This window comes from Nocardia sp. NPDC058519, assembly GCF_042719755.1.
GTDB lineage: Bacteria > Actinomycetota > Actinomycetes > Mycobacteriales > Mycobacteriaceae > Nocardia.
Window position 1 is genome coordinate 382,783 of sequence record NZ_JBHXNK010000001.1, and the last position, 21,464, is coordinate 404,246.

A 21,464-nucleotide genomic window follows, 5' to 3' on the forward strand; every position below is an offset into this window, starting at 1 on the left:
CGCGGCCGCCGCAGGGCTCAGTTCACCCGAACATTCACCAGGAAGGTCGGCTCGGGGCCCACCGCCGGTTCGCTGGACGGCCCGTACACGAACTCGAGCGAGGTGGTGCCGCGTTCGGTCGCACGGAACGGCCACACGGTGGCGTTGCCCTCGCTGGTCGGGCCGCCGTCGGCGATCAGGATACCCTCGTCGTCGTTGACCATCGCCCACTGGTCGGTCGACGCGGGGTCCTGCGACAGCCGTACCAGCACGCGCTGACCCACCGTCGCCTCGACCGTGCTGCCCGCGGCGGACTGCTCGATCGTCAACGGAGCGACCGCGGACGCGGGCACGGAGGTGGGTTGCAGGGTGACATCGTAGGTTTCGGTCTTGTCGTCACCACATCCGGCGGTCGATCCGCCGAGACCAGCCAGGACGACCAGGACGAGAAATGACCTGCGCACAACAACCTCCCGGTGACGAGCGGTGACGACGTGCTCCGTTATGTGCGGCTGGTGCCGCGGTGCCGTCACTCTACGTCGTGGAGGTCGCGACGGGCGTGTGGACGCCCTCGCCGCTACCGGCCGAGCAGCGGAACCCGTCGCACGCCACCGTCGCGCGCATCGGCCGCTTCCACCTCGTCGCGGGTGACGCCGAGGATGAACAGCACCGCGTCCAGGTAGGGATGCGACAGCGCCGTGTCGGCCACCTCGCGCAGTGCGGGCTTGGCATTGAACGCCACGCCGAGCCCGGCCGCGTTGAGCATGTCGATGTCGTTGGCGCCGTCACCGACCGCGACAGTCTGCTCCATCGGCACCCCCGCCTCGGCCGCGAACTTGCGCAGCGCGGTCGCCTTGAACGCCCGGTCGACGATCTCGCCGACAACCCGCCCGGTGAGCTTGCCGTCGACGATCTCCAGGGTGTTGGCCTGCACGAAATCGAGTTCCAGCTCGTGTGCGAGCGGCTCGATCACCTGCCGGAACCCGCCCGAGACCACACCGCAGCGGAAGCCGAGCCTGCGCAGGGTGCGAATCGTGGTGCGCGCGCCAGGGGTGAGCTCGATCCGCTCGGCGACCTCCTCGATCACCGACTCGTCGAGACCTTCGAGGGTGGCCACTCGCTGACGCAGCGATTCGGCGAAGTCGAGCTCGCCGCGCATCGCCGCCTCGGTGACCTCGCGGACCTGGTCCTCGACGCCCGCGTGCGCCGCCAGCATCTCGATCACCTCGCCGGTGATCAGTGTGGAGTCCACGTCGAACACGATGAGGCGCTTGGCACGGCGTGCCAGCCCGGCCCGTTCCACCGCGATGTCGACCTGTTCGGCGACGGCCACCTCGGCCAGTGCGGTGCGCAGCCGCGCGTCGCCTTCGTCGCTGGTGTCGGTCGCGGTGACCATCAGTTCCATGCCGGTCACCGGGTAGTCGGCGATGCCACGGATGGAGTCGATATTGGCGCCACCGGTGGCGAGTTCACGCGAGATCGCGCTGAATGCCCGCGCGGTGACCGGGGCGCCGAGCACCACGACGGCGTGCGTGGACATCGGCGGCTTGCCGATCTGCGCGTCGACGGACACGTCGACCTGCATGCCGACGGTGTTCATCGCCTCTTCGAGGTCGTCCTGCAACGCCTCCGCGTCGTTGGGGCACGACACCAGCACACCCAGGGTGAGCCTGCCCCTGATGACGACCTGTTCCACGTCGAGGAGGCTCACCTGGTGCCGCGACAGCGCCGCCAGCAGCACCGAGGTGACGCCCGGTCGGTCGGGGCCGGTGACGGTCACGAGAACTGTGGTGTCGGCCAAGTCGATCTGCTCCGTTCGATTACCCACAAAAAGAGTGTGCACCTGCTGGTCACCCAGCAGGTGCACACCCTGGTCTTCCGGTGTTTCTTACTTCTTGGCGAGCGCGCCTTCGCTGACGTGCGTCGCGTGCTTACCCGAGCCCCAGCCGACGTGCGCTTCGGCCTTCATGCGCTCGACCATGTGCGGGTAGTGCAGCTCGAACGCCGGACGCTCCGAGCGGATGCGCGGCAGCTCGTAGAAGTTGTGCCGCGGCGGCGGGCAGGTGGTGGCCCACTCGAGGGAGTTGCCGTAGCCCCACGGGTCGTCGACCGTGACGACCTCGCCGTAGCGGTAGCTCTTGAAGACGTTCCAGATGAACGGCAGCATCGACGAGCCGAGGATGAACGCACCGATCGTGGAGATCGTGTTCAGCGTGGTGAAGCCGTCGCTGGGCAGGTAGTCGGCGTAGCGACGCGGCATGCCCTCGGCACCCAGCCAGTGCTGGACCAGGAAGGTGGTGTGGAAGCCGACGAAGGTGGTCCAGAAGTGCCACTTGCCCAGACGCTCGTCCATCATGCGGCCGGTGATCTTCGGGAACCAGAAGTAGATACCCGCGAAGGTCGCGAACACGATGGTGCCGAAGAGCACGTAGTGGAAGTGCGCGACGACGAAGTACGAGTCGGTGACGTGGAAGTCCAGCGGCGGCGAGGCCAGGATGACGCCCGACAGACCACCGAAGAGGAAGGTCACCAGGAAGCCGATGGACCACAGCATCGGTGTCTCGAACGTCAGCTGACCGCGCCACATGGTGCCGATCCAGTTGAAGAACTTCACACCGGTCGGAACCGCGATGAGGAAGGTCATGAAGGAGAAGTACGGCAGCAGCACCGCGCCGGTGGCGTACATGTGGTGCGCCCACACCGCGATCGACAGCGCCGCGATACCCAGCGTCGCGTAGACCAGCGTGGTGTAGCCGAAGATCGGCTTACGGCTGAACACCGGGAAGATCTCCGACACGATGCCGAAGAACGGCAGCGCGATGATGTAGACCTCGGGGTGGCCGAAGAACCAGAACAGGTGCTGGTAGAGCAGGATGCCGCCGGTGGCCGGGTCGTAGATGTGACCACCCAGGTGGCGGTCGTAGGCCAGACCGAACAGCGCCGCGGTGAGCAGCGGGAAGGCCAGCAGCACCAGGACCGAGGTCACCGCGATGTTCCAGGTGAAGATCGGCATGCGGAACATGGTCATGCCGGGTGCGCGCAGGCAGACCACGGTGGTGAGCATGTTGACGCCACCGAGGATGGTGCCGAGACCGGAAACGGCCAGACCCAGAATCCACAGGTCGGTGCCGACACCGGGCGAGTGCAGGATGTCGGTGAGCGGCACATACGCCGTCCAGCCGAAGTCCGCGGCGCCACCGGGGGTCACGAAGCCCGCGGTCGCCATGGAGCCACCGAACAGGTACAGCCAGTAGCTGAACGCGTTCAGTCGCGGGAAGGCGACGTCGGGGGCGCCGATCTGCAGCGGCAGGATGATGTTGGCGAAGCCGAACACGATCGCCGTCGCGTAGAACAGCAGCATGATCGTGCCGTGCATGGTGAACAGCTGGTTGAACTGTTCCGGCGAGAGGAACTGCAGACCCGGGCGGGCCAACTCGGCGCGCATGAGCAGCGCCATGAGTCCACCGACCAGGAAGAAGCTGATCGCCGTCACCAAGTACATGGTGCCGAGCACCTTGGGATCGGTGGTGGTGACCGCCTTGTAGAGGAACGAGCCCTTCGGACCGGTCCGGGCCGGATACGGTCGAGTCGCTTCCAACTGAGGGACTGGCCTGGGCTCTACCGCAGTCACTGATCCTCCTGAAGATGCCTGTACGTCACTCGCAGGCCCAGCCGCGTCTCGGGAACGAACAGCAGCAGACATGCGTTGGAGTGAATCGTAAACCGTGCTGCCGCAGCATTCCGCGCGGGTCCTACTCTGTGTCGTATTCGGCGCGCCGTAGTTCGCGATCCCGATCTTCCTCCGCAGGTCGCGTGGGTGCAATGGTTGTCGGCGATGACTTTTCGGCGGTCGGCGCGTCATGATCGATGCCGACACACGAACGTGTCAGCGTCTCTGTCGCGCTACCCCTTCAGCCGAGGAGAAGTCATGTCGTTGCACCCGAAGCCCGGCGATCCCACCTGGGTCGATCTCTACACGACCGATCTCGACCGCGCGATCGCCTTCTACAGCGAGCTGTTCGGCTGGACCGCCGAACGCGGCGGCGAGGAATTCGGCGGCTACACCACCTTGCGCAAGGACGGTCGGGCGGTGGCGGGCGCGATGGGCCGTCACGACGATCCCGGCGACCCGTATCCCGACCGCTGGACCGTGTACCTGAACTCCCCCGATGCCCTCGCGACGACGGCCGAGGCGAGCCGCGCGGGCGGCAATGTGATCGTCGAGCCGATGGCGGTCGCCGATCTCGGCGCGATGGCGGTGCTCGCCGATGTGGGCGGAATCGGGGTCGGGGTCTGGCAGGCCGACACCTTCGCCGGCTTCGAGGCGGTCGGGATCGTCGCCGACGGCACCTGGAGCGACCACGTCGGCGTCCCGTCCTGGTTCGAGCTGATGACCCGCGCCTACGACGAGTCCCTGGTCTTCTACCGCGAGGTCTTCGGCTGGCGCGACACCCTGACGATCGCCGACACCGAGGATTTCCGCTACACCACCATCCACGCCGTACCACCCATGGGCGGCGGCATCATGGACGCGGCGGGCCATCTCGCCGAGGGCGTCCCCGGCTCGTGGACGGTCTATTTCGGCGCCGACGACGTCGACAAGTCCGCCGAACAAGCGGTGGCCCTCGGCGGCACCATCGCCTTCGAACCCATGGACACCCCCTACGGCCGCCTAGCCGGGCTGATCGACCCGACCGGCGCGCATTTCAGCATCGGCGGAAACGCCCGCTGATCGAGGTTCTCCCACCTAGGGGTGGTAATCGATCCCCCTTGGAGTCGGCGCATCAACGCTGGGGTTGCTGTCGGATTCCCCTCCTGACGGCGAGATTGGAGGTGTAGCAAAAACACCCGCCGACAAGCCTTCGAGGGGAACCCGATGAGCACCGTGGTCACCGCACCCGCCGACAACGTCATCCAGCTGCGCCGCCCGTCCGGCGCGCCGATCGCCGCCGGTCAGCTCGCCGACGCCGACCTGGACCGTTGGGCGAACCGCCTGGCCCGGCTGCTGCTCGCCCGTGGCGCCGAGGCGGGCGAGCGGATCGCTCTCGCCGTGGATCCCCGGATCGAGGCGGTCGTCGCCGAGGCGGCGGTGCGCAAGATCGGTGCGATCCCGGTGTCGCTGACCGATGGCGCGTCCACCGCCCCCGGCGCCGGATTCGGGATCACCACGAAGGCTCGCAGGGCCGAGCTCACCGACGGCGCCGACTGGCTGGTGCTCGACGACCGGTCAACCCTGCAGCGCTATCTGGTCAGTTCCGACGCGCCGCTGGTGGCCGCCGAACTGCGGGCAGTCTCCTGAACCCTTTCCGATGCGGTCCGCGCTGGTCCAGAATGAACAGAGAGCGCAGTACGCAACGGCGAGTACTACCAACCAGGTAGCTGCCCGACCGTCGGGGACACCTTCGTGAACGCCCAGCTCGAGACATGAGAACGCAGGTTCGCTCATGATCGCACCAGACGGCCCTTTTCCCTTGTCCGCCGCCCAGCGCGGCATCTGGTTCGCCCAGCACATCGCGGGCGATACCCCCATCTCCATCGCCCAGTACGTCGAACTGTCCGGCGCGAGCGACCTCATGCTGCTCACCGAGGCGGTCCGGCGGACCGGCCGCGAGTTCGGCACCGGCTACCTGCGGCTGGTCGACGTCGACGGCCAGCCGCAGCAGATCGTCGACCTGACCCTCGACGACGACATCGTCCAGGTGGATCTCCGGGACCGCCCCGACCCGGAAGCGGCCGCGCACGCCTGGATGCGGGCCGAGTACACCGCACCACTGGATGTGATGCGCGACCGATTGGTCTGCCTGGCCATGCTGCGGGTCGCCGAGGACCGCTGGTTCTGGTATTCGCGTATGCACCACATCGTGTTGGACGGGATGGGCGCGCTCGCCCTGGTCCAGCGCACCGGCGAGCTCTACAACGCCGCCTTCGACGGCCGCGAGCCGCCGCCGACCAAGGCCGAGCCGTTGCAGAAGATCGTCGACGCCGATCTGGCCTACCGGACCTCCGACCGCTTCGCGGCCGACCGCGAGTACTGGCGCGATCACCTGGCCGACCTGGCCGATCCGGTGACCCTCGCAGGCCGTGCCGCCGAGGTCGACGGCCACCCCAACCGGGTCTCCGGAGCACTGCCCGCGGCGACGACCGTGCTGCTGGATTCCGTTGCCGCGGCGGTGAACTCGGGGGTCGCGCCCACGGTGGTCGCCGCGTTCGGCGCCTATCTCGCCGCGATGACCGGCGCGCCGGAAGTGGTCTTGAGCCTGCCGGTGTCCGCGCGGACCTCGGCGACACTGCGCCGTTCGGGCGGCATGCTCGCCAATGTCGTACCGCTGCGGGTGACCCTCGATCCCACGACGACCGTCGGTGCGGTGATCCTCGCGGTCCAGGCCGAGCTGACCGGCGCGTTGCGACGTCAGCGCTATCGCCAGGAGGACATCGTCCGTGATCTCGGCTGGGCGATGGACGAGGCGGCGTCGTTCGGTCCTGCCGTGAATCTGATGATGGTGGACACCAGGATCGCCCTCGGCCCGGTCGTCGGGCGGCTCAATGTGCTCACCTCTGGCCTGATCGACGATCTGTTCGTCAACGTGTACCCGGGTGTGGGCGGCGAGAGCACCCACATCGATCTCCAGGGCAACGGAAACCTCTACAGCGACGCCGATCTGGCGGCCCACCACGATCGCTTCCTGATGTTCCTGCACCGGTTCCTCGTCGCCGGGCCCGATGCTCCGCTGTCGACGGTGCCCGTGCTCTCGGTCGCCGAACAGGCCGCCTCGGTGCCCGCGCGAGGTCCGGCCGGGGTGGAGACGAAGACCCTGCCCGAGATCCTCGCCGCGGGCGCCGCGATCGACCCGGACGCGATTGCCCTGCGCTGGGGCACCGGCGACACGCTGAGCTACCGCGAGGTCGACGACTACACGAATCGGCTGGCCCGCCTGCTGATCGCCGCGGGCGCTGGCCCCGAACATGGTGTCGCGCTGTCCATTCCGCGCTCCGCGGAGTCGGTGCTCGCGACCATCGCGGTGGCCAAGACGGGCGCGCCGTTCGTACCGATCGATCCGACCTATCCCGATGACCGGATCGAGCACATGATCGACGACAGCGGCGTCGTCACCGGTGTGACCGTCACCGAGGTCTGTAAGTCCTTGCCAGACAAGGTCGATTGGCTCGCACTCGACGACGAAGCCACCGTCGCGCACCTCGCCGCACAGGACGCCGCCCCGATCACCGATGCCGAGCGGACCGCCGCGATCGAGCCCGATCAGGTCGCCTACATCATCTACACCTCCGGGTCGACCGGACTACCCAAGGGCGTCCTGGTCTCACACCGTGGCCTGGCGAATCTCGTCGCGAGTTCGGGTGCCGGGTTCGGCGTCGACTCCGACTCTGTTGTCGCCCACGCGGTTTCGCCCAGCTTCGATATCTCCGTCGAGGAGATTCTGGTGACCCTGTCCGCCGGCGCGGCCCTCGCGGTGGTCCCGCCGTCGGCCTACGCGGGCGAGGAGATGGCGCGGGTGCTGCGCACGCATCGCGTCACCCATCTCAATGTCACCCCGGCCGTCGTCGGTTCCCTCGACCCCGCGACCCTGCCCGACCTGCGCACGATCGTGGTCGGTGGTGACGCGTGCCCGCCGGAGCTGGTATCGAAGTGGGCCGGGCGCGCCCTGATCAACGGCTATGGACCCACCGAAACCACCATCACCACGACCCTGAGCGAACCGCTGGTCCCCGGCGCCCCGGTCACCATCGGCAGCCTGGTCCGTGGCGTGTCCGGCCTGGTGCTCGACCCGTGGCTGCGACCGGTCCCGGCGGGCACCGTGGGCGAGCTGTACCTCGCGGGCCCCGGCGTGGCGCGTGGCTATCACCGGCGCAGCGGCTTGACGGCGAGCAGGTTCGTCGCGAATCCGCACGCACCGGGCGAGCGGATGTATCGCACCGGCGACCTGGTGCGGTGGACCGACGGCGACGGCAGGCTCACCCTGGATTACCAGGGCCGCAGCGATTTCCAGGTGAAGGTGCGCGGCTACCGGATCGAGCTGGGCGAGATCGATGCCGCCCTGCAGCAGCGTCCCGAGATCGATTTCGCGATCACCCTCGGCGTCGAGACCGCCACCGGCGCGACCGCGCTCGTCTCCTATGTCACGACCGAGCCGGGTACCGAGGTCCATCCCGAGGCCGTCAAAGCCGCGGTCGGCGAACGACTTCCGGCGTACATGGTGCCCGCCGTGGTGATGGTTCTGGACGAGGTTCCGCTCACCCCGCTCGGCAAGGTGGATCGAAAGGCTTTGCCCGCACCGGATTTCAGCGCCCGCACCGTCACCAGCCGGGCGCCGTCGACGCCGCGTGAGCAGGCCCTGGCAACCCTCTTCGCCGAGGTACTCGGACTCGACGCCGTCGGAGTCGACGAGAGCTTCTTCGCCCTCGGTGGCGACAGCATCGTTTCCATCCAGCTGGTCTCGCGCGCGAAGGCCGCCGGTATCTCGTTCAGCGCCCGCGATGTCTTCGAACGCAAGACGGTCGCCGCGCTGGCCGCGGTCGCCGACGAGACCGAGGTCCACGTGGTGGAGGAGCTGCCCGGTGGCGGTGTCGGCGAGGTGGCACTCACTCCGATCGTGCACGAGATGATCGAGCACGGCGACACCTGGGGCCGCTACGGTCAGGCCGTCCTGATCGGGCTGCCCGCCGACATCGACCGCTCGAGGCTCGCGGTGGCGCTACAGGTCCTGCTCGATCATCACGATCTGCTCCGCTCTTCACTTCGCCGAACACCGGATGGCTGGGAATGGGTTGTCGCCGAACGTGGTTCGGTCGACGCCGAGACGCTGCTCGAGGTGGTCGGCGCCGACACCGAGGACGCGGTCGAACGCGCCTTGCAGGATGCCGCGGATCTGCTCGATCCCACCACGGGCGCCGTTGCCCGGTCCGTCGTGATCGAACGCGCCGATGCCGCCCCGCTGTGCTGGCTGGTTCTGCACCACCTGGTCACCGATGGTGTCTCGTGGCGAATCCTGCTGCCGGACTTCGCCACTGCGGCCTACGGCGGTGCGCTCGACCCCGTCGGCACGTCCTTCCGCCGCTGGGCGCACGGCCAGGCCGACAACGCCGCGACCCGCCTCGACGAACTGCCGATCTGGCAGCGAATCCTCGCCACACCCGACCCCTCGTTCACCCGGGCCAGCGGTCAGGACCCTGACAGGGTCACAACCGACTCCTCGGCTACCTCCGATCAGGCCGCCGCCACGGCGGAGACCACGTCCTTCGATCCGGCCCTCGACGTGGTCGCCACCATGGCGCAGTGGCAGACAACGGTGCCCGCGGACATCGCACACACCGTCTTGCACACCGTGCCCGAGCAATTCCACTGCGGCGCGGACGATGTGCTGCTCACGGCACTCGCCATGGCGGTGTGCCGGTGGCGCGACCGCACCGGCGCCTTGTTGACGCTGGAAGGCCACGGCCGCAGTGAGTCCCTGCTGCCCGGTGCCGATGTCGCGCGCACCGTGGGCTGGTTCACCAGCGTGTACCCGGTGGCGCTCGACCTGGCGGAGATCGATCTCGGCGACGCGTTCACCGGCGGCCCTGCGGCGGGTTCGGCGATCAAGGCGACCAAGGAGCAGCTGCGGGCGGTCCCCGATCGCGGTGTCGGCTTCGGGCTGCTGCGCTATCTGAACGACGAGACCGCCGCGGCGCTGGCGAACGCGCCGACTCCCCAGCTGAGCTTCAACTATCTCGGTAGGGCGGTGACCGGCGACGATCCCTGGGTACCGCGGCGCTTCGCCGCGACCAACGACGACCGCGCTCCGCTGGCCGCCGTCGTCGACATCAACGCGGTGCTGACCGAGGCCGGACTGGAAGTCACCTGGGCCTACGCGAGCAGGCTGCTCGACGAGGCCGACGTGCGCGAGCTGGCCGACCTGTGGTCGCAGGCCCTGCACGCGCTCGTCACCCATGCCGGCTCCGGCGAGGCGGGTGGTCGTACCCCCTCGGACTTCGAGCTCGTCACGGTCGATCAATCCCAGATCGAGCGCTGGGAGCACGCCTATCCGAAGCTCACAGATATCTGGCCGCTCTCGCCGCTGCAGTACGGTCTGCTGTTCCACTCGCTCTACGACTCCGATACCGCCGATGGTTACACCGTCCAATCGCTGCTCACCCTGGCAGGCACCGTCGACGCCACCCGGCTGCGCGGCGCGGCACAGGCGCTCATCGATCGGCACGAGAACCTGCGCGTGTCCTTCGTCGAGACCGACGACGGCCCCCGCCAACTGGTCCTGTCCGCCGCCGAGATCCATTGGCGGGAGGTCGATCTCACCGACATCACCGACGACGAGCAGCGCGCACGCGAACTCGACCGGACGATCGAACTCGACGCGCTGACCCGCTTCGACCTCACCCGTCCCCCGCTACTGCGCTTCACCCTGATCAGGACCGCACCGGAGACCTTCCGGCTCGCGATGACCAATCACCATCTGGTGCTGGACGGTTGGTCGACGCCGCTGCTGGTGCGGGAACTGCTCACGCTGTACGTCACCGCGGGCGACGCGTCGATGCTGCCGCCCGCCCGGTCCTACCGCGAATTCCTGTCCTGGCTCGAAGATCAGGACTCCCAAGCCTCGCTGGCCGCGTGGAAACAGGCGCTGGCCGGAATCGACACCCCGACTCGCGCCGTGCCCACGCTCGCCGGGATCGAATCGACCGAGACCGCGATGCTCTCGCAGGATCTGTCCGCCGCCACCGTCGCGGTCCTCGAGTCGGCCGCCCGGGAGGCGGGGGCGACCATGAACACTCTGGTCCAGGCGGGCTGGTCGATGCTGCTGGCCATGCTCACCGGCCGCACCGATGTGGTGTTCGGCGCCACGGTGTCCGGTCGGCCGCCGGAGCTGCCCGGTGTCGAGGAGATGGTCGGGCTGTTCATCAACACCGTTCCGGTCCGGGTGACGCTGGATCCATCGGAGAAGGTTTCCGACCTGCTGGCCCGCGTGCAAGCCGAGCAGGCGCGGCTCATGGACCATCAGCACGTCGGCCTGGCCGCCATCCACCGAACCGTCGGTCTGGCCGAATTGTTCGACACCCTCACCGTTTTCGAGTCCTACCCCATCGATCGCGAGGCACTGTCCCAAGCCCTTGATATCGCGGGCATGCGGGTGCTCGACGTCGAGGGCACCGACGCGACGCCATACCCGTTGAACCTCATGGTGATTCCGCTACGTGGCGAAGCCGGTGCGGGCGACGCCCTGCGCATCACCCTGAAATTCATGGCCGATCAGCTGGAACGCACTGCGGCGCAATCACTCCTGGACCGGTTCATCCGCCTCCTCGCCCAGCTCGCCGAGAACCCGCATGCCGTGGTGTCCCAGCTGCGGCCGTGCAGCGACACCGAATTGGCCTCGCTCGCACCGGTTCACGGCCCGCCAACCTTGCCGATGCGCACGCTCGCCGACATCCTGACGGCGGGCGCGCGGATCGATCCCGACGCGATCGCGGTCAGCGCGGGCGAGCTGCGGATGAGTTACGGCGAACTCGACGCCTGGTCCAATCGATTCGCCCGGGTCCTGCTCGGTCGCGGGATCGGCCCCGAGATATTCGTCGTGCTCGCGCTGACCCGGTCGCTGGAATCCGTGGTCGCCGTGTGGGCGCTGGCCAAGACCGGTGCGGCGTTCGTCCCACTGGATCCGAGCTATCCGGTGGAGCGGATCGAGCACATGCTCACCGATTCGAAGGCCCCGATCGGCGTCACTGTGACGGCCACCGGCGAAGACCTGCCCGGGTCCATCGACTGGCTGCTGCTCGACGATCTGAACACCATGCGCCGCGCCATGCTGGTCTCCGATGCGCCGATCACCGACGCCGAACGCGGCGGCCCCGTCGACATCGACCACACCGCCTACCTGATCTACACCTCCGGTTCCACCGGCAAGCCCAAAGCGGTGCTGCTCAGCCACCGTGGCATCGCGAATCTCGTTGCCGCCCAGCGTGAAACCTTGGCGCTCGATCCGTCCGCCAGCGCACTTCAGGTCGCCTCCCCCAGCTTCGATGCCTCCGTCTTCGAAATGCTGACCGCGCACGCGGCAGGTGGACGGCTGGTCGTGTCACCGCCGGAGGTGTACGGCGGCACCGAACTCGAGACGCTGCTGCGCACCGAGCGGGTCACCCACGCGGTGATCACCCCGTCGGCGCTGGCGACGATGGAGCCCACCGACCTCACCGATCTGCGGGTGCTCTCGGTGGCCGGTGAGGCGGCCACGCCCGAGCTCATCGAGAAGTGGGCCGCGGGCAGGCGGATGGTGAACCTGTACGGCCCTACCGAGTTCAGCATCTGGGCTACCGGACCGGCCGAGCTGGTCGCGGGCGAGCCGGTGACCATCGGCGGACCGATTCGCGGCGCGGCGCTGGTGGTGCTGGACAGCTGGTTGCGGCCGGTGCCGGTCGGCATCGCCGGCGAGCTGTATCTGGCCGGGCCCGCGCTGGCGCGTGGCTACTTCAACCGGTTCGAGATGACCGCGAGCCGGTTCGTCGCCAACCCCTTCGGTATCGCCGGGGAACGCATGTACCGGACCGGAGACATGGTGCGCTGGGTCGCGGGCGGGAACGCCGCGCTCACGCTGGAATATCTGGGCCGCAGCGACTTCCAGGTCAAGATCCGGGGCCTGCGGATCGAGCTCGGCGAGATCGACGCGGTGCTCTCGCGTGCCGAGGAGGTCGACTACGCGGTGACGATCGGGCGCGAAGGACCGGCGGGCGCCACCGTGCTCGTGTCCTATGTACTTCCCGTGCCGGGCATCGAACTCGACACCGAAACACTGCGCGCGCAGGTCGCGGCGGAGCTGCCCGGATACATGGTGCCCGCCTATGTCGTTGTCCTGGAAGATATCCCGCTCACTCCCGTCGGCAAGCTGGACCGTAAAGCCCTTCCGATACCGGACTTCACGGCGACTCGGCAGTCCTATCTCGCGCCGCGCACGCCGATCGAACAGGCCGTCGCCGAGGTGTTCGCCGACGTACTCGGCAGCGAACGGGTGAGCGTCGACCAGTCCTTCTTCGAGCTCGGCGGCAACTCGCTGAGCGCGACAAAGGTTATCGCCCGGGTCAATTCGGCTCTTGGTTCCACCATCGCCCTGCGCGATCTGTTCGACGCACCGAGCGTCGCCCAACTGGCGTCGCGAGTCGTCCCCGCCGCCGAAGGCACCGCGGGCCGACCGGCACTGGCCCCGCGCCTGCGCCCCGACCGCATCCCGCTGTCCCCGGCCCAGCAGCGCATGTGGGTACTCAACCAGCTCGACCCGGAGTCGTCGGCCTACAACATCGCGATCGCCCTTCGCCTCACCGGAACCCTGGATGTCGCTGCCATGCGCCGGGCGCTCGCCGACGTGGTCGAACGCCAGGAAAGCCTGCGCACGCGCTACCCCGCCGATGCCGAAGGCCCACGCCAGGTCATCGTCGGCATCGACACCGCCACCCCCGCGATGCCACTGATCGACACCGAAGACGGTGCGCCACTGCGGGATCGGATCAACGAACTGGCGGGATCCGGATTCGACCTCACCCGCGAGGCCCCGCTACGAGTGGGTCTGTTCCGTCTCGATGTGGGTACCGAAGACGCTGCCCCGGTGCATGTTGTCGTCCTCGTGGTGCACCACATCAGCGCCGACGGCGCGTCGATGGCGCCCTTGGCCGCCGACCTGGTGGCCGCCTACTCGGCCCGGGTGTCGGGCGCGGCCCCCACGCGACCTCCGCTCGCCGTGCAGTACGCCGACTTCGCCCAGTGGCATCGCGAGCTGCTCGGCAGCGGATCGGATGCGGAATCCGTTGCGGCACAGCAGATCGAATTCTGGCGCGAGACCCTCGCCGGCGCACCTGATGTGCTGGAACTGCCCACCGATCGCCCCCGCCCCGCGGTCCAGACGATGCGCAGCGACGACGTCGAATTCAGCATCGACGAACAGACGCACCGCGCGCTGATCGACTTCGCCGCCGCGAACAATGTCAGCGTCTTCATGGTGGTCCACGCCGCCTTCGCGGTTCTGCTGGCCCGACTCGGCGGCACCGGCGATATCGTCATCGGTACCCCGATCGCGGGTCGCGGCGAGGCCGCGCTCGACGACCTCGTCGGCATGTTCGTCAATACCCTCGCCCTGCGCACACCGGTCGACCCCGGCACCGGCTTCCGGCAGCTGCTCGCCACCGTCCGCACCACCGACCTCGACGCCTTCGCCCACGCCGACGTGCCGTTCGAACAGCTCGTCGGAGCACTCGACCCCACCCGGTCGACCGCCCACCACCCGCTGTTCCAGGTGTCGCTGTCGCTGCAGAACTTCATCGAGCCGGTGCTCGAACTGCCCGGACTCCGCTTCGAAGTCGAGGACTTCGACCGCCGCTCCTCGGCTTTCGACCTCACCCTCGACCTGCGCGAACGGTTCGGCGAAACAGGACCGGAAGGCATCGAAGGTGTCCTGACCTTCGCGACGGACCTGTTCGACGCGAGCACGGTCGCCACCTTCGCGACCCGATGGCGCCAGGTGCTCGCCACCGTCCTCACCGACATCGACATCCGCCTCACTAACATCGACATCCTCGCCGAATCCGAACGCGCGGAGCTGATTCCGGTGCGCGGCCCCGCCACCGCCGGAACGACCACGTTGGCCGACCTGCTCGCCACCACCGCCGCGACCTTCCCCGACCGGCCCGCTCTGGTCTCCGAAACCACAAAAGCCTCCGAGACACAGCCCAGGCCTGTCACGGCCACGACGCCCGACACGACCACCTACCGCACTCTGAACGCACGGTCGAATCAGCTGGCCAGGGCGCTGATCGAGGCGGGAGCCCACACAGAAACTGTTGTCGCGCTGGGTCTCCCACGCTGCGCCGAACTGCACACGGGTCTCTGGGCGGCGGCGAAAGTCGGCGCGGCGTTCCTGTCGGTCGACCCGAAGCATCCGGCGGACCGCATCGACCACATGCTCACCGACTCCGGCGCACAGGTCGGGATCACGCTCGCCGCGTATCGGCCGCAGCTCTCCGATACCACCCACTGGTTGATCCTCGACGACGCCGACTTCGCCGCCCGCCTGGATGCCACCGACGACGCCGACATCACCCCCGAGGAGCTTCCGGTCCCGATCAGAGTCCAGAACCCGGCCTGGATGATCTACACCTCCGGCTCCACCGGCACCCCAAAGGGCGTCACCGTCACCCACCGCGGCCTGGCCGACCTGGTCGCCTCCCAGCGAACCGACCTCGCGCTGGACGAGCGTTCCCGAGTGCTCCAGGTCGCCTCCCCCAGCTTCGACGCGTCGATCTTCGAGGCACTCATGGCATTCGGCTGCGGCGGCGCCTCGGTGATCTCCCCGCCGGATGTCTTCGGTGGTGCACCGCTCGCGGAGCTGATCGCCGCGGAGTCGGTGACCCACATGGTGATCACGCCGTCGGCACTGGCCACCATCGATCCCGCCGAGGTGTCGAGCCTGCGTGTGCTCGCGGTCGCGGGTGAGGCGGTCGGCCCCGATCTGGTCGCGCGCTGGTGCGGCGGTGCGGGCGCACGGACGATGGTCAACCTGTACGGCCCTACCGAATACACCATCTGGGCAACGGGTTCCGAGCCGCTGTCGGCTGCGGAACCGGTCACCATCGGCTCACCAGTTCGAGGTGCGGCAGCCCTCGTCCTCGACGACCGCCTGTGCCCGGTGCCAGTCGGTGTCGCGGGTGAGCTGTACCTCGCGGGCACCGCCCTCGCGCGGGGGTACCACGCCCGGGCAGGCTTGACGGCGACCAGGTTCGTCGCCAACCCGTTCGGACGCCCCGGCGAATGCCTCTATCGCACAGGCGATCTGGTGCGGTGGATCCGTACCAATAGCGCCGCGCGCACCGTCGGCCCCACTCGGTCCGTGAGTCTCGCCGGGTCCGACAACCCCCCCGGCTCGGATAGTTCTGCCGGTTCACCCACCGGATTGACACTGGAGTACCTCGGCCGCACCGACTTCCAGGTGAAGGTGCGCGGTCAGCGCATCGAGCTCGGCGAGATCGACGCGGTGCTCGGCGCCATCGACGGTGTCGATCTCGCTGTGACACTGGGTGTTCCAGGGCCGACCGGTGCCACCGCGTTGGCCACGTACCTGGTGCGCATGCCCGGCGCCGACCTCGACATCGCACACGTCAGAGCCCTGGCAGCCGACACACTGCCCGCCTACATGGTGCCCGCCGCCTTCGTCGTGCTGGACGAGATCCCCATCAACGCGGTCGGCAAGCTCGACCGGAAAGCTCTGCCGGAACCGGTGTTCGTCACCGACGACACCCCGTACCGCGCACCGGAAACGCCGACCGAGCAGGTGCTCGCCGAGGTCTATGCCGAACTGCTCGGCCGCGCCCAGGTCGGTATCGACGATTCGTTCTTCGCCCTGGGCGGCGACAGCATTCTCGCCATCCAGCTCGTCACCCAGGCGAAGCTGCGCGGCGTGCAGTGCACACCACTGCAGGTCTTCGAACACCGCACGGTCGCGGCGCTGGGCGCGGCCGTCGATGCCACCGAGACGGTCGAGGCGCTCCCGGAACTGCCCGGCGGTGGCACCGGTGACCTGCCACTCACCCCGATCGTGCGGTACATGATCGAACGCGGCGGCGATTTCGACCGGTTCGCCCAAACCGCGGTATTGGAACTGCCGGTGGGCATCGATCGCGCGCAACTCGTCTCCACCCTCACCGCCGTGATCGACCGACACGACATGCTGCGGGCGCGCCTGTGGGTGGGTGAGGACGGCTGGCGGCTGCGCGTGGCCGACTCCGGTTCGATCGACGTCGACGCACTCGTGCACCGCACGGCCTTCGACGCCGGCACCGACCCGGTCGAGCTGCGTGAATACGCGCAGACCGAGCTCGACTCCGCGATGAACCGCCTGCACCCGGCCGACGGCGTGGTCCTCCAATTCGTGTGGCTGGATCCGGTCGGCGATGCCGGTTCGCACACCCGGCCCGGACGTCTGATCGTCGTGGCACACCACCTCGCGATCGACAGCGTGTCGTGGCGAATCCTGGTGCAGGACTTGATCGCCGCCTGGGCCCAGGTATCCGCGGGCGCCGCACCGGTCCTCCCCGATATCGGTACCTCGATGCGGCGCTGGTCGTATGCCCTGACCGAGCAGGCCCGTTCCGAGCGCCGCCTGACCGAACTCCCGTACTGGCAACGGGTGGTGAACGGCCCCGACCCGCTGCTCGGCACCCGCCACCTCGATCCGGCCACCGATCAGGCGCGGACGGTTCGCCGCCTCGACATCGAGGTCGATCAGGACACCACGACCGCCCTGCTCACCACCCTGCCCCGCCTGTTCCACGGCAGCGTCACCGACGCGCTGTTCGCCACTCTGGCGCTGGCACTGGTGCGCTGGCGGGCCCGCAGAGGTGTGGACGAACCCTCTGCACTGTTGCGTCTGGAAGGACATGGCAGACAGGAAGAAGTCGTGCCCGGCGCCGACCTGTCGCGGACCATCGGCTGGTTCACCAACCTGTACCCGGTGCGGCTCGATCTCGTCGACATCGATATCGAGGACGCGCTGGCGGGCGGCCCGGCGATGGGCACGGCCATCCGCCGGGTCAAGCACGACCTGGCCGAGGTCCCGGACAAGGGCATCGGATTCGGGCTCCTGCGCTACCTGAATCCTGAAGCAGCCGAACAACTCCCGGCGCGTCTGCCCGGCCAGATCTGTGTGAACTACCTCGGCAGGCACACCTCCGTCGACACACCCACCGGCCTGGAAGGTCTCGGCTGGCTACCCACCGACGCGCTCGGCGAGCTCGAGGCGGCCGAGCATCCGGAGATACCGATCATGTCGGCGATCGATATCAACGCCATGGTGGTCGGCAACCGCCTACAGGCCGACTTCGGTTACGCGGCAGAGATTTTGGCCCGCGAAGATGTCGCCGAACTCGCGACTCTGTGGGTCGAGGCACTCGGGGCGGCAGCTCGATTTGCCGAAACCCCTGCGGCCCAAGCCGCTTCGGCCGACGAAGCAGCCGCCATGGCAGCCCACACGGCGGCGCTCGCGGAGCCGGGGCAGGCAGGTCTCGGACTCGACGTGCTGCTGCCGATCCGCCCCGGCGGGGATCGGCCCGCGCTGTTCTGCGTCCATTCCTCCTCCGGAATGTCGTGGAGCTACCTGGGATTGGCCGAACAGCTACGACCGGGCCGACCGATCTACGGACTCCAGGCCCCCGATCTCAGCGGTCGCGAACCATCGGCACGCTCGATCGAGGAATTCGCCCGGCGCTACGTGCGCGAGATCCGCGCGGTGCAGCCGACCGGCCCCTATCACCTGCTCGGCTGGTCCTTCGGCGGCCTCATCGCCCAAGCGATGGCCGTGGAACTGGCCGCCGCGGGCGAGCGGGTCGGGGTCGTCGCACTCCTGGACACCGACACCGCCGACATCGACGGTGACACCATCGAGCGGCTCTCGGCGGGCGCCTTCATCAATACCTTCGGCGCCATCTTCGGCATCGACGACGTCCCCGCCGAATCGACCGCCGAGGAAGCCGCCGAGCTCATCACCGCCCGGCTCGGCGGGATCGAGCTCATCGACGCGGCGACCATCGAGCGAATGGCGGGCTCCTACAACGCCTCCGCGGGCACGCGGACCGGATATCAGCGGCCGGTCTACGACGGTGACGTCGTCTATTTCAGCGCCACGGTCGACCCCGCCGAATGGATGGGGCCGGACGGCTGGCGGCCCTACGTCACCGGCGACATCACCAACCACGACGTCGATGTGACCCACGACGACATGACCAATCCCTATGCACTGTCAGTCATCTCGCCACTGCTCGACGACCACTTGGAAGCAGGAGACCGGATATGAGCGTCGATCACACTCTCGTGCAGAGCAACCCGCGCACCGGTGGTGTCGTTGTCGAAGGGATCGAGAAGTCCTTCGGCGACGTCCAAGCCCTGCGCGGTGTCGATTTCGAGGCCGCCCCCGGTGAGGTGCTCGGCATCCTCGGCCCCAACGGCGCGGGCAAGACGACCATGGTGAACATCCTGTCCACACTCGTCACACCCGACAGCGGGCGGGCGACGGTCGCCGGACACGACGTCGTCGCCGATCCGGCCGCGGTCCGCAAACGCATCATGCTGACCGGGCAGTACGCCGCGCTCGACGACATGCTCAGCGGCTACGAGAACCTCGTCATGTTCGGCAGGCTGATGGGCCTGCGCAAGTCGGCGGCGCAGGCGAGGGCCAGGGAACTGCTCGGCGAGTTCGATCTGGAAAAAGCGGCGAACCGGCGCGTCGGCACCTACTCGGGCGGCATGCGGCGCCGCATCGACATCGCCTGCGGGCTGGTGGTGCGGCCCGATGTGGTCTTCCTCGATGAGCCGACCACCGGCCTCGACCCCCGCAGCCGACAGGGTGTCTGGGACCTGGTGCGCAGCTTCAAGACCGCGGGTATCACCACCCTGCTCACCACCCAGTATCTGGAGGAAGCCGATGCGCTCAGCGATCAGATCATCGTGATCGACCAAGGCGTGGTGATCGCCTCCGGCACCGCCGACGAGCTGAAACACCGCACCGGCGGCAGCTACTGCGAGATCGTGCCCTTGGATCTCGAAGGGCTGCCCGCCATCGTCACCGCGCTCGGCTCGCTGCTGCCCGCGGAGAACCTGGCGGCGCTGACCCCCGAATCGGATCGCATCACCATCCCGGCGCCCGACGGCGCCAAGACGCTCGCCGAGGCCCTGCGACGACTCGACAGCGCTTCGGTCGAACTCGTCGACATCGCCCTGCGGCGGCCCTCGCTCGACGATGTGTTCCTACAGCTCACCGGCCATCTCGCCTCGTCGGAGACCGCAGCGAGGGTTTCCTCATGACTGCCACCACGTGGCAGACCGATGCCCGTGCCGTGCCCGACACCCTCCAGCAGTGGTGGGTGCTGACCACCCGGCTGATCGTGCCCTCGATCAAATCCGGCGAGTTCCTGGCATCGGTGTTCGCACCCGCGGCCTTCACGGCCAGCTTCTACATCCCGCTGAAAACCGTGATGACGTTCTCCGGCAACGGTTTCAGCAGCTACGCCCAGTACATGATGCCGCTGGTGATCCTGCAGGCCGCGGCGTTCACCGCCATCTCGGCGGCCTTCCGCTCGGCCTCCGATTCCGTCGCAGGCCTCAACCGCCGCTTCGGCGCGATGCCGCTGCGCCCGCTGGTCCCGGTCGCGGCGCGGATGTCGGCCAACCTGTTCCGGCTGCTCGTCTCACTGGCGGCCGCGGTCACCGCGGGCTATGTCATCGGCTTCCGATTCCGGCTCGACGCCGCGCACACCCTCGGCTTCCTGGCGTTCTCGGTGCTCATCGGTCTCGCGTTCACCCTCGGCGCGGACGTGATCGGCACGCTGTCCAAGAGCCCGGAAACCACCTCGCAGGCGCTGGTGCTGCCACCGTTGATCTTCGGCATGCTCTCGACCGGTCTGGCACCGGCGAGCCAGTTCCCGCAGTGGATCCAATGGTTCGTCCGCAACCAGCCGGTTTCTCAATTCGCGATAGTTCTGCGCGCGCTGGCCGGTGACACCTTGGGCAATGCCGGAACGGCGAGCCTGGCGCTGATGGGCCCGTCGCTGCTCTGGCTAGCCGCCATCGTGGCGCTCTGCGCACCGGTGGCCATCCGGCTGAGTTCGAGGAGGGCCTGATGGCAGAGCTGGAGACGTCGGCGGGGTCGCTGATCCGGCACACGCTGATCCAGACCGAACGGCTGCTGGTGCGCTGGGCCCGCAATCCGGTCACGCTGCTCGAGACCCTGCTCATCCCGTGCCTGCTGCTGGTGATGCTCGACATCGTGGTGGGCGGTCAGATCGAGAAGTTCACCGGTGGCGATGCCCTCTACGGCTCGGTCCCGATGGTCGCCCTCGTCGGCGCGCTGTCCGGTGCCATCGCGAGCGGTGTGCTGCTCGGCCGCGAACGCGACGCGGGCCTGCTTGCCCGATTCTGGGTGCTGCCCGTGCATCGTGCCTCCGGGCTGGTCTCGCGCATCCTCGCCGAGGGCTGCCGCATCCTGCTCGGCGCCGTGGCGGTGGTGATCGTCGGCTTCGGGCTCGGCTTCCGCTTCCACCAGGGGCCACTGGCCGCGCTGGTGTTCATGCTGGTCCCGGTGGTGTTCGGGCTCGCCTTCGCCACCATCGTCACCGCCGTGGCCGTCTACACCGCGAAGGCCTCGCTGGTCGAGGGCATCACGATCCTCACCACGCTGATGATGTTCTTCAGCACCGGATTCGTGCCGCTCGTGGCCTTCCCGACCTGGATTCAGCCGGTGGTGCGCAACCAGCCGATGTCGGTCGCCGTCGACGCCATGCGCGGCCTGTCCGATCAGGGCCCGATCGCCCGGCCGCTGCTGCTCACCCTCGTCTGGTCCGGCGCCGCCGTGCTGTTGTTCGCCGTGCCCGCCGCCATCGGCTTCCGGCGCGCGAGCCGCCGGTAGATCGGCCCGCGGCACTCGCACCGGCGGCCACGCAGTACCCTC

9 protein-coding genes are annotated in these 21,464 nt (G+C 68.4%); 6 read left to right on the top strand and 3 right to left on the bottom strand.

Annotated elements, in window-relative coordinates; all coding sequences use genetic code 11:
• Nucleotides 1–17: 17 nt before the first annotated feature.
• From ACFWPK_RS01760 to ctaD, 3 genes are all read right to left on the bottom strand, one after another.
• Nucleotides 18–443 carry a protease inhibitor I42 family protein gene (locus ACFWPK_RS01760; protein WP_378912613.1) on the bottom strand — a complete coding sequence of 142 codons (426 nt, stop codon included), beginning with the start codon at nucleotides 441–443 and terminating at the stop codon, nucleotides 18–20.
• Nucleotides 444–556: 113 nt separating this feature from the next.
• The gene (gene serB / locus ACFWPK_RS01765; RefSeq protein WP_378912748.1) at nucleotides 557–1,786 is read right to left on the bottom strand and encodes a phosphoserine phosphatase SerB; all 1,230 of its coding nucleotides are present in this window, start codon (nucleotides 1,784–1,786) and stop codon (nucleotides 557–559) included.
• An 81-nt stretch (nucleotides 1,787–1,867) separates the two neighbouring features.
• Nucleotides 1,868–3,610 carry a cytochrome c oxidase subunit I gene (gene ctaD, locus ACFWPK_RS01770; protein ID WP_378912614.1) on the bottom strand — a complete coding sequence of 581 codons (1,743 nt, stop codon included), beginning with the start codon at nucleotides 3,608–3,610 and terminating at the stop codon, nucleotides 1,868–1,870.
• Between the two features lie 297 nt (nucleotides 3,611–3,907).
• Here ctaD and ACFWPK_RS01775 point away from each other — a divergent pair, with 297 nt between their 5' ends.
• From ACFWPK_RS01775 to ACFWPK_RS01800, 6 genes are all read left to right on the top strand, one after another.
• Entirely contained in the window at nucleotides 3,908–4,711 is an 804-nt protein-coding gene (locus ACFWPK_RS01775; protein WP_378912615.1) for a VOC family protein, read from the top strand.
• Nucleotides 4,712–4,855: 144 nt separating this feature from the next.
• Nucleotides 4,856–5,278, top strand: coding sequence for an AMP-binding protein (locus tag ACFWPK_RS01780; protein ID WP_378912616.1), 423 nt, complete (start codon nucleotides 4,856–4,858; stop codon nucleotides 5,276–5,278).
• A 145-nt stretch (nucleotides 5,279–5,423) separates the two neighbouring features.
• Nucleotides 5,424–18,815: an amino acid adenylation domain-containing protein gene (locus ACFWPK_RS01785; RefSeq protein ID WP_378912617.1), complete on the top strand. Its 13,392-nt coding sequence runs from the start codon at nucleotides 5,424–5,426 to the stop codon at nucleotides 18,813–18,815.
• Complete coding sequence (locus tag ACFWPK_RS01790) at nucleotides 18,812–19,822, top strand: ATP-binding cassette domain-containing protein (protein WP_378912618.1); 1,011 nt, start codon at nucleotides 18,812–18,814, stop codon at nucleotides 19,820–19,822. Before ACFWPK_RS01785 ends, ACFWPK_RS01790 begins: the two co-directional genes overlap by 4 nt.
• On the top strand, nucleotides 19,819–20,637 hold the full coding sequence (locus ACFWPK_RS01795; protein ID WP_378912619.1) for an ABC transporter permease: 819 nt from the start codon (nucleotides 19,819–19,821) through the stop codon (nucleotides 20,635–20,637). Before ACFWPK_RS01790 ends, ACFWPK_RS01795 begins: the two co-directional genes overlap by 4 nt.
• Nucleotides 20,637–21,422, top strand: a complete 786-nt coding sequence (locus ACFWPK_RS01800; RefSeq protein WP_378912621.1) for an ABC transporter permease — start codon at nucleotides 20,637–20,639, stop codon at nucleotides 21,420–21,422. Before ACFWPK_RS01795 ends, ACFWPK_RS01800 begins: the two co-directional genes overlap by 1 nt.
• The last annotated feature ends 42 nt before the right edge of the window (nucleotides 21,423–21,464 follow it).

Excerpts from the sequence above, each read along its gene's own strand:
- ACFWPK_RS01780 (WP_378912616.1), top strand. The coding sequence starts at position 4,856 with ATGAGCACCGTGGTCACCGCACCCGCCGACAACGTCATCCAGCTGCGC.
- ACFWPK_RS01795 (WP_378912619.1), top strand. The coding sequence starts at position 19,819 with ATGACTGCCACCACGTGGCAGACCGATGCCCGTGCCGTGCCCGACACC.
- ACFWPK_RS01790 (WP_378912618.1), top strand. The coding sequence starts at position 18,812 with ATGAGCGTCGATCACACTCTCGTGCAGAGCAACCCGCGCACCGGTGGT.
- ACFWPK_RS01775 (WP_378912615.1), top strand. The coding sequence starts at position 3,908 with ATGTCGTTGCACCCGAAGCCCGGCGATCCCACCTGGGTCGATCTCTAC.
- ACFWPK_RS01800 (WP_378912621.1), top strand. The coding sequence starts at position 20,637 with ATGGCAGAGCTGGAGACGTCGGCGGGGTCGCTGATCCGGCACACGCTG.
- ACFWPK_RS01785 (WP_378912617.1), top strand. The coding sequence starts at position 5,424 with ATGATCGCACCAGACGGCCCTTTTCCCTTGTCCGCCGCCCAGCGCGGC.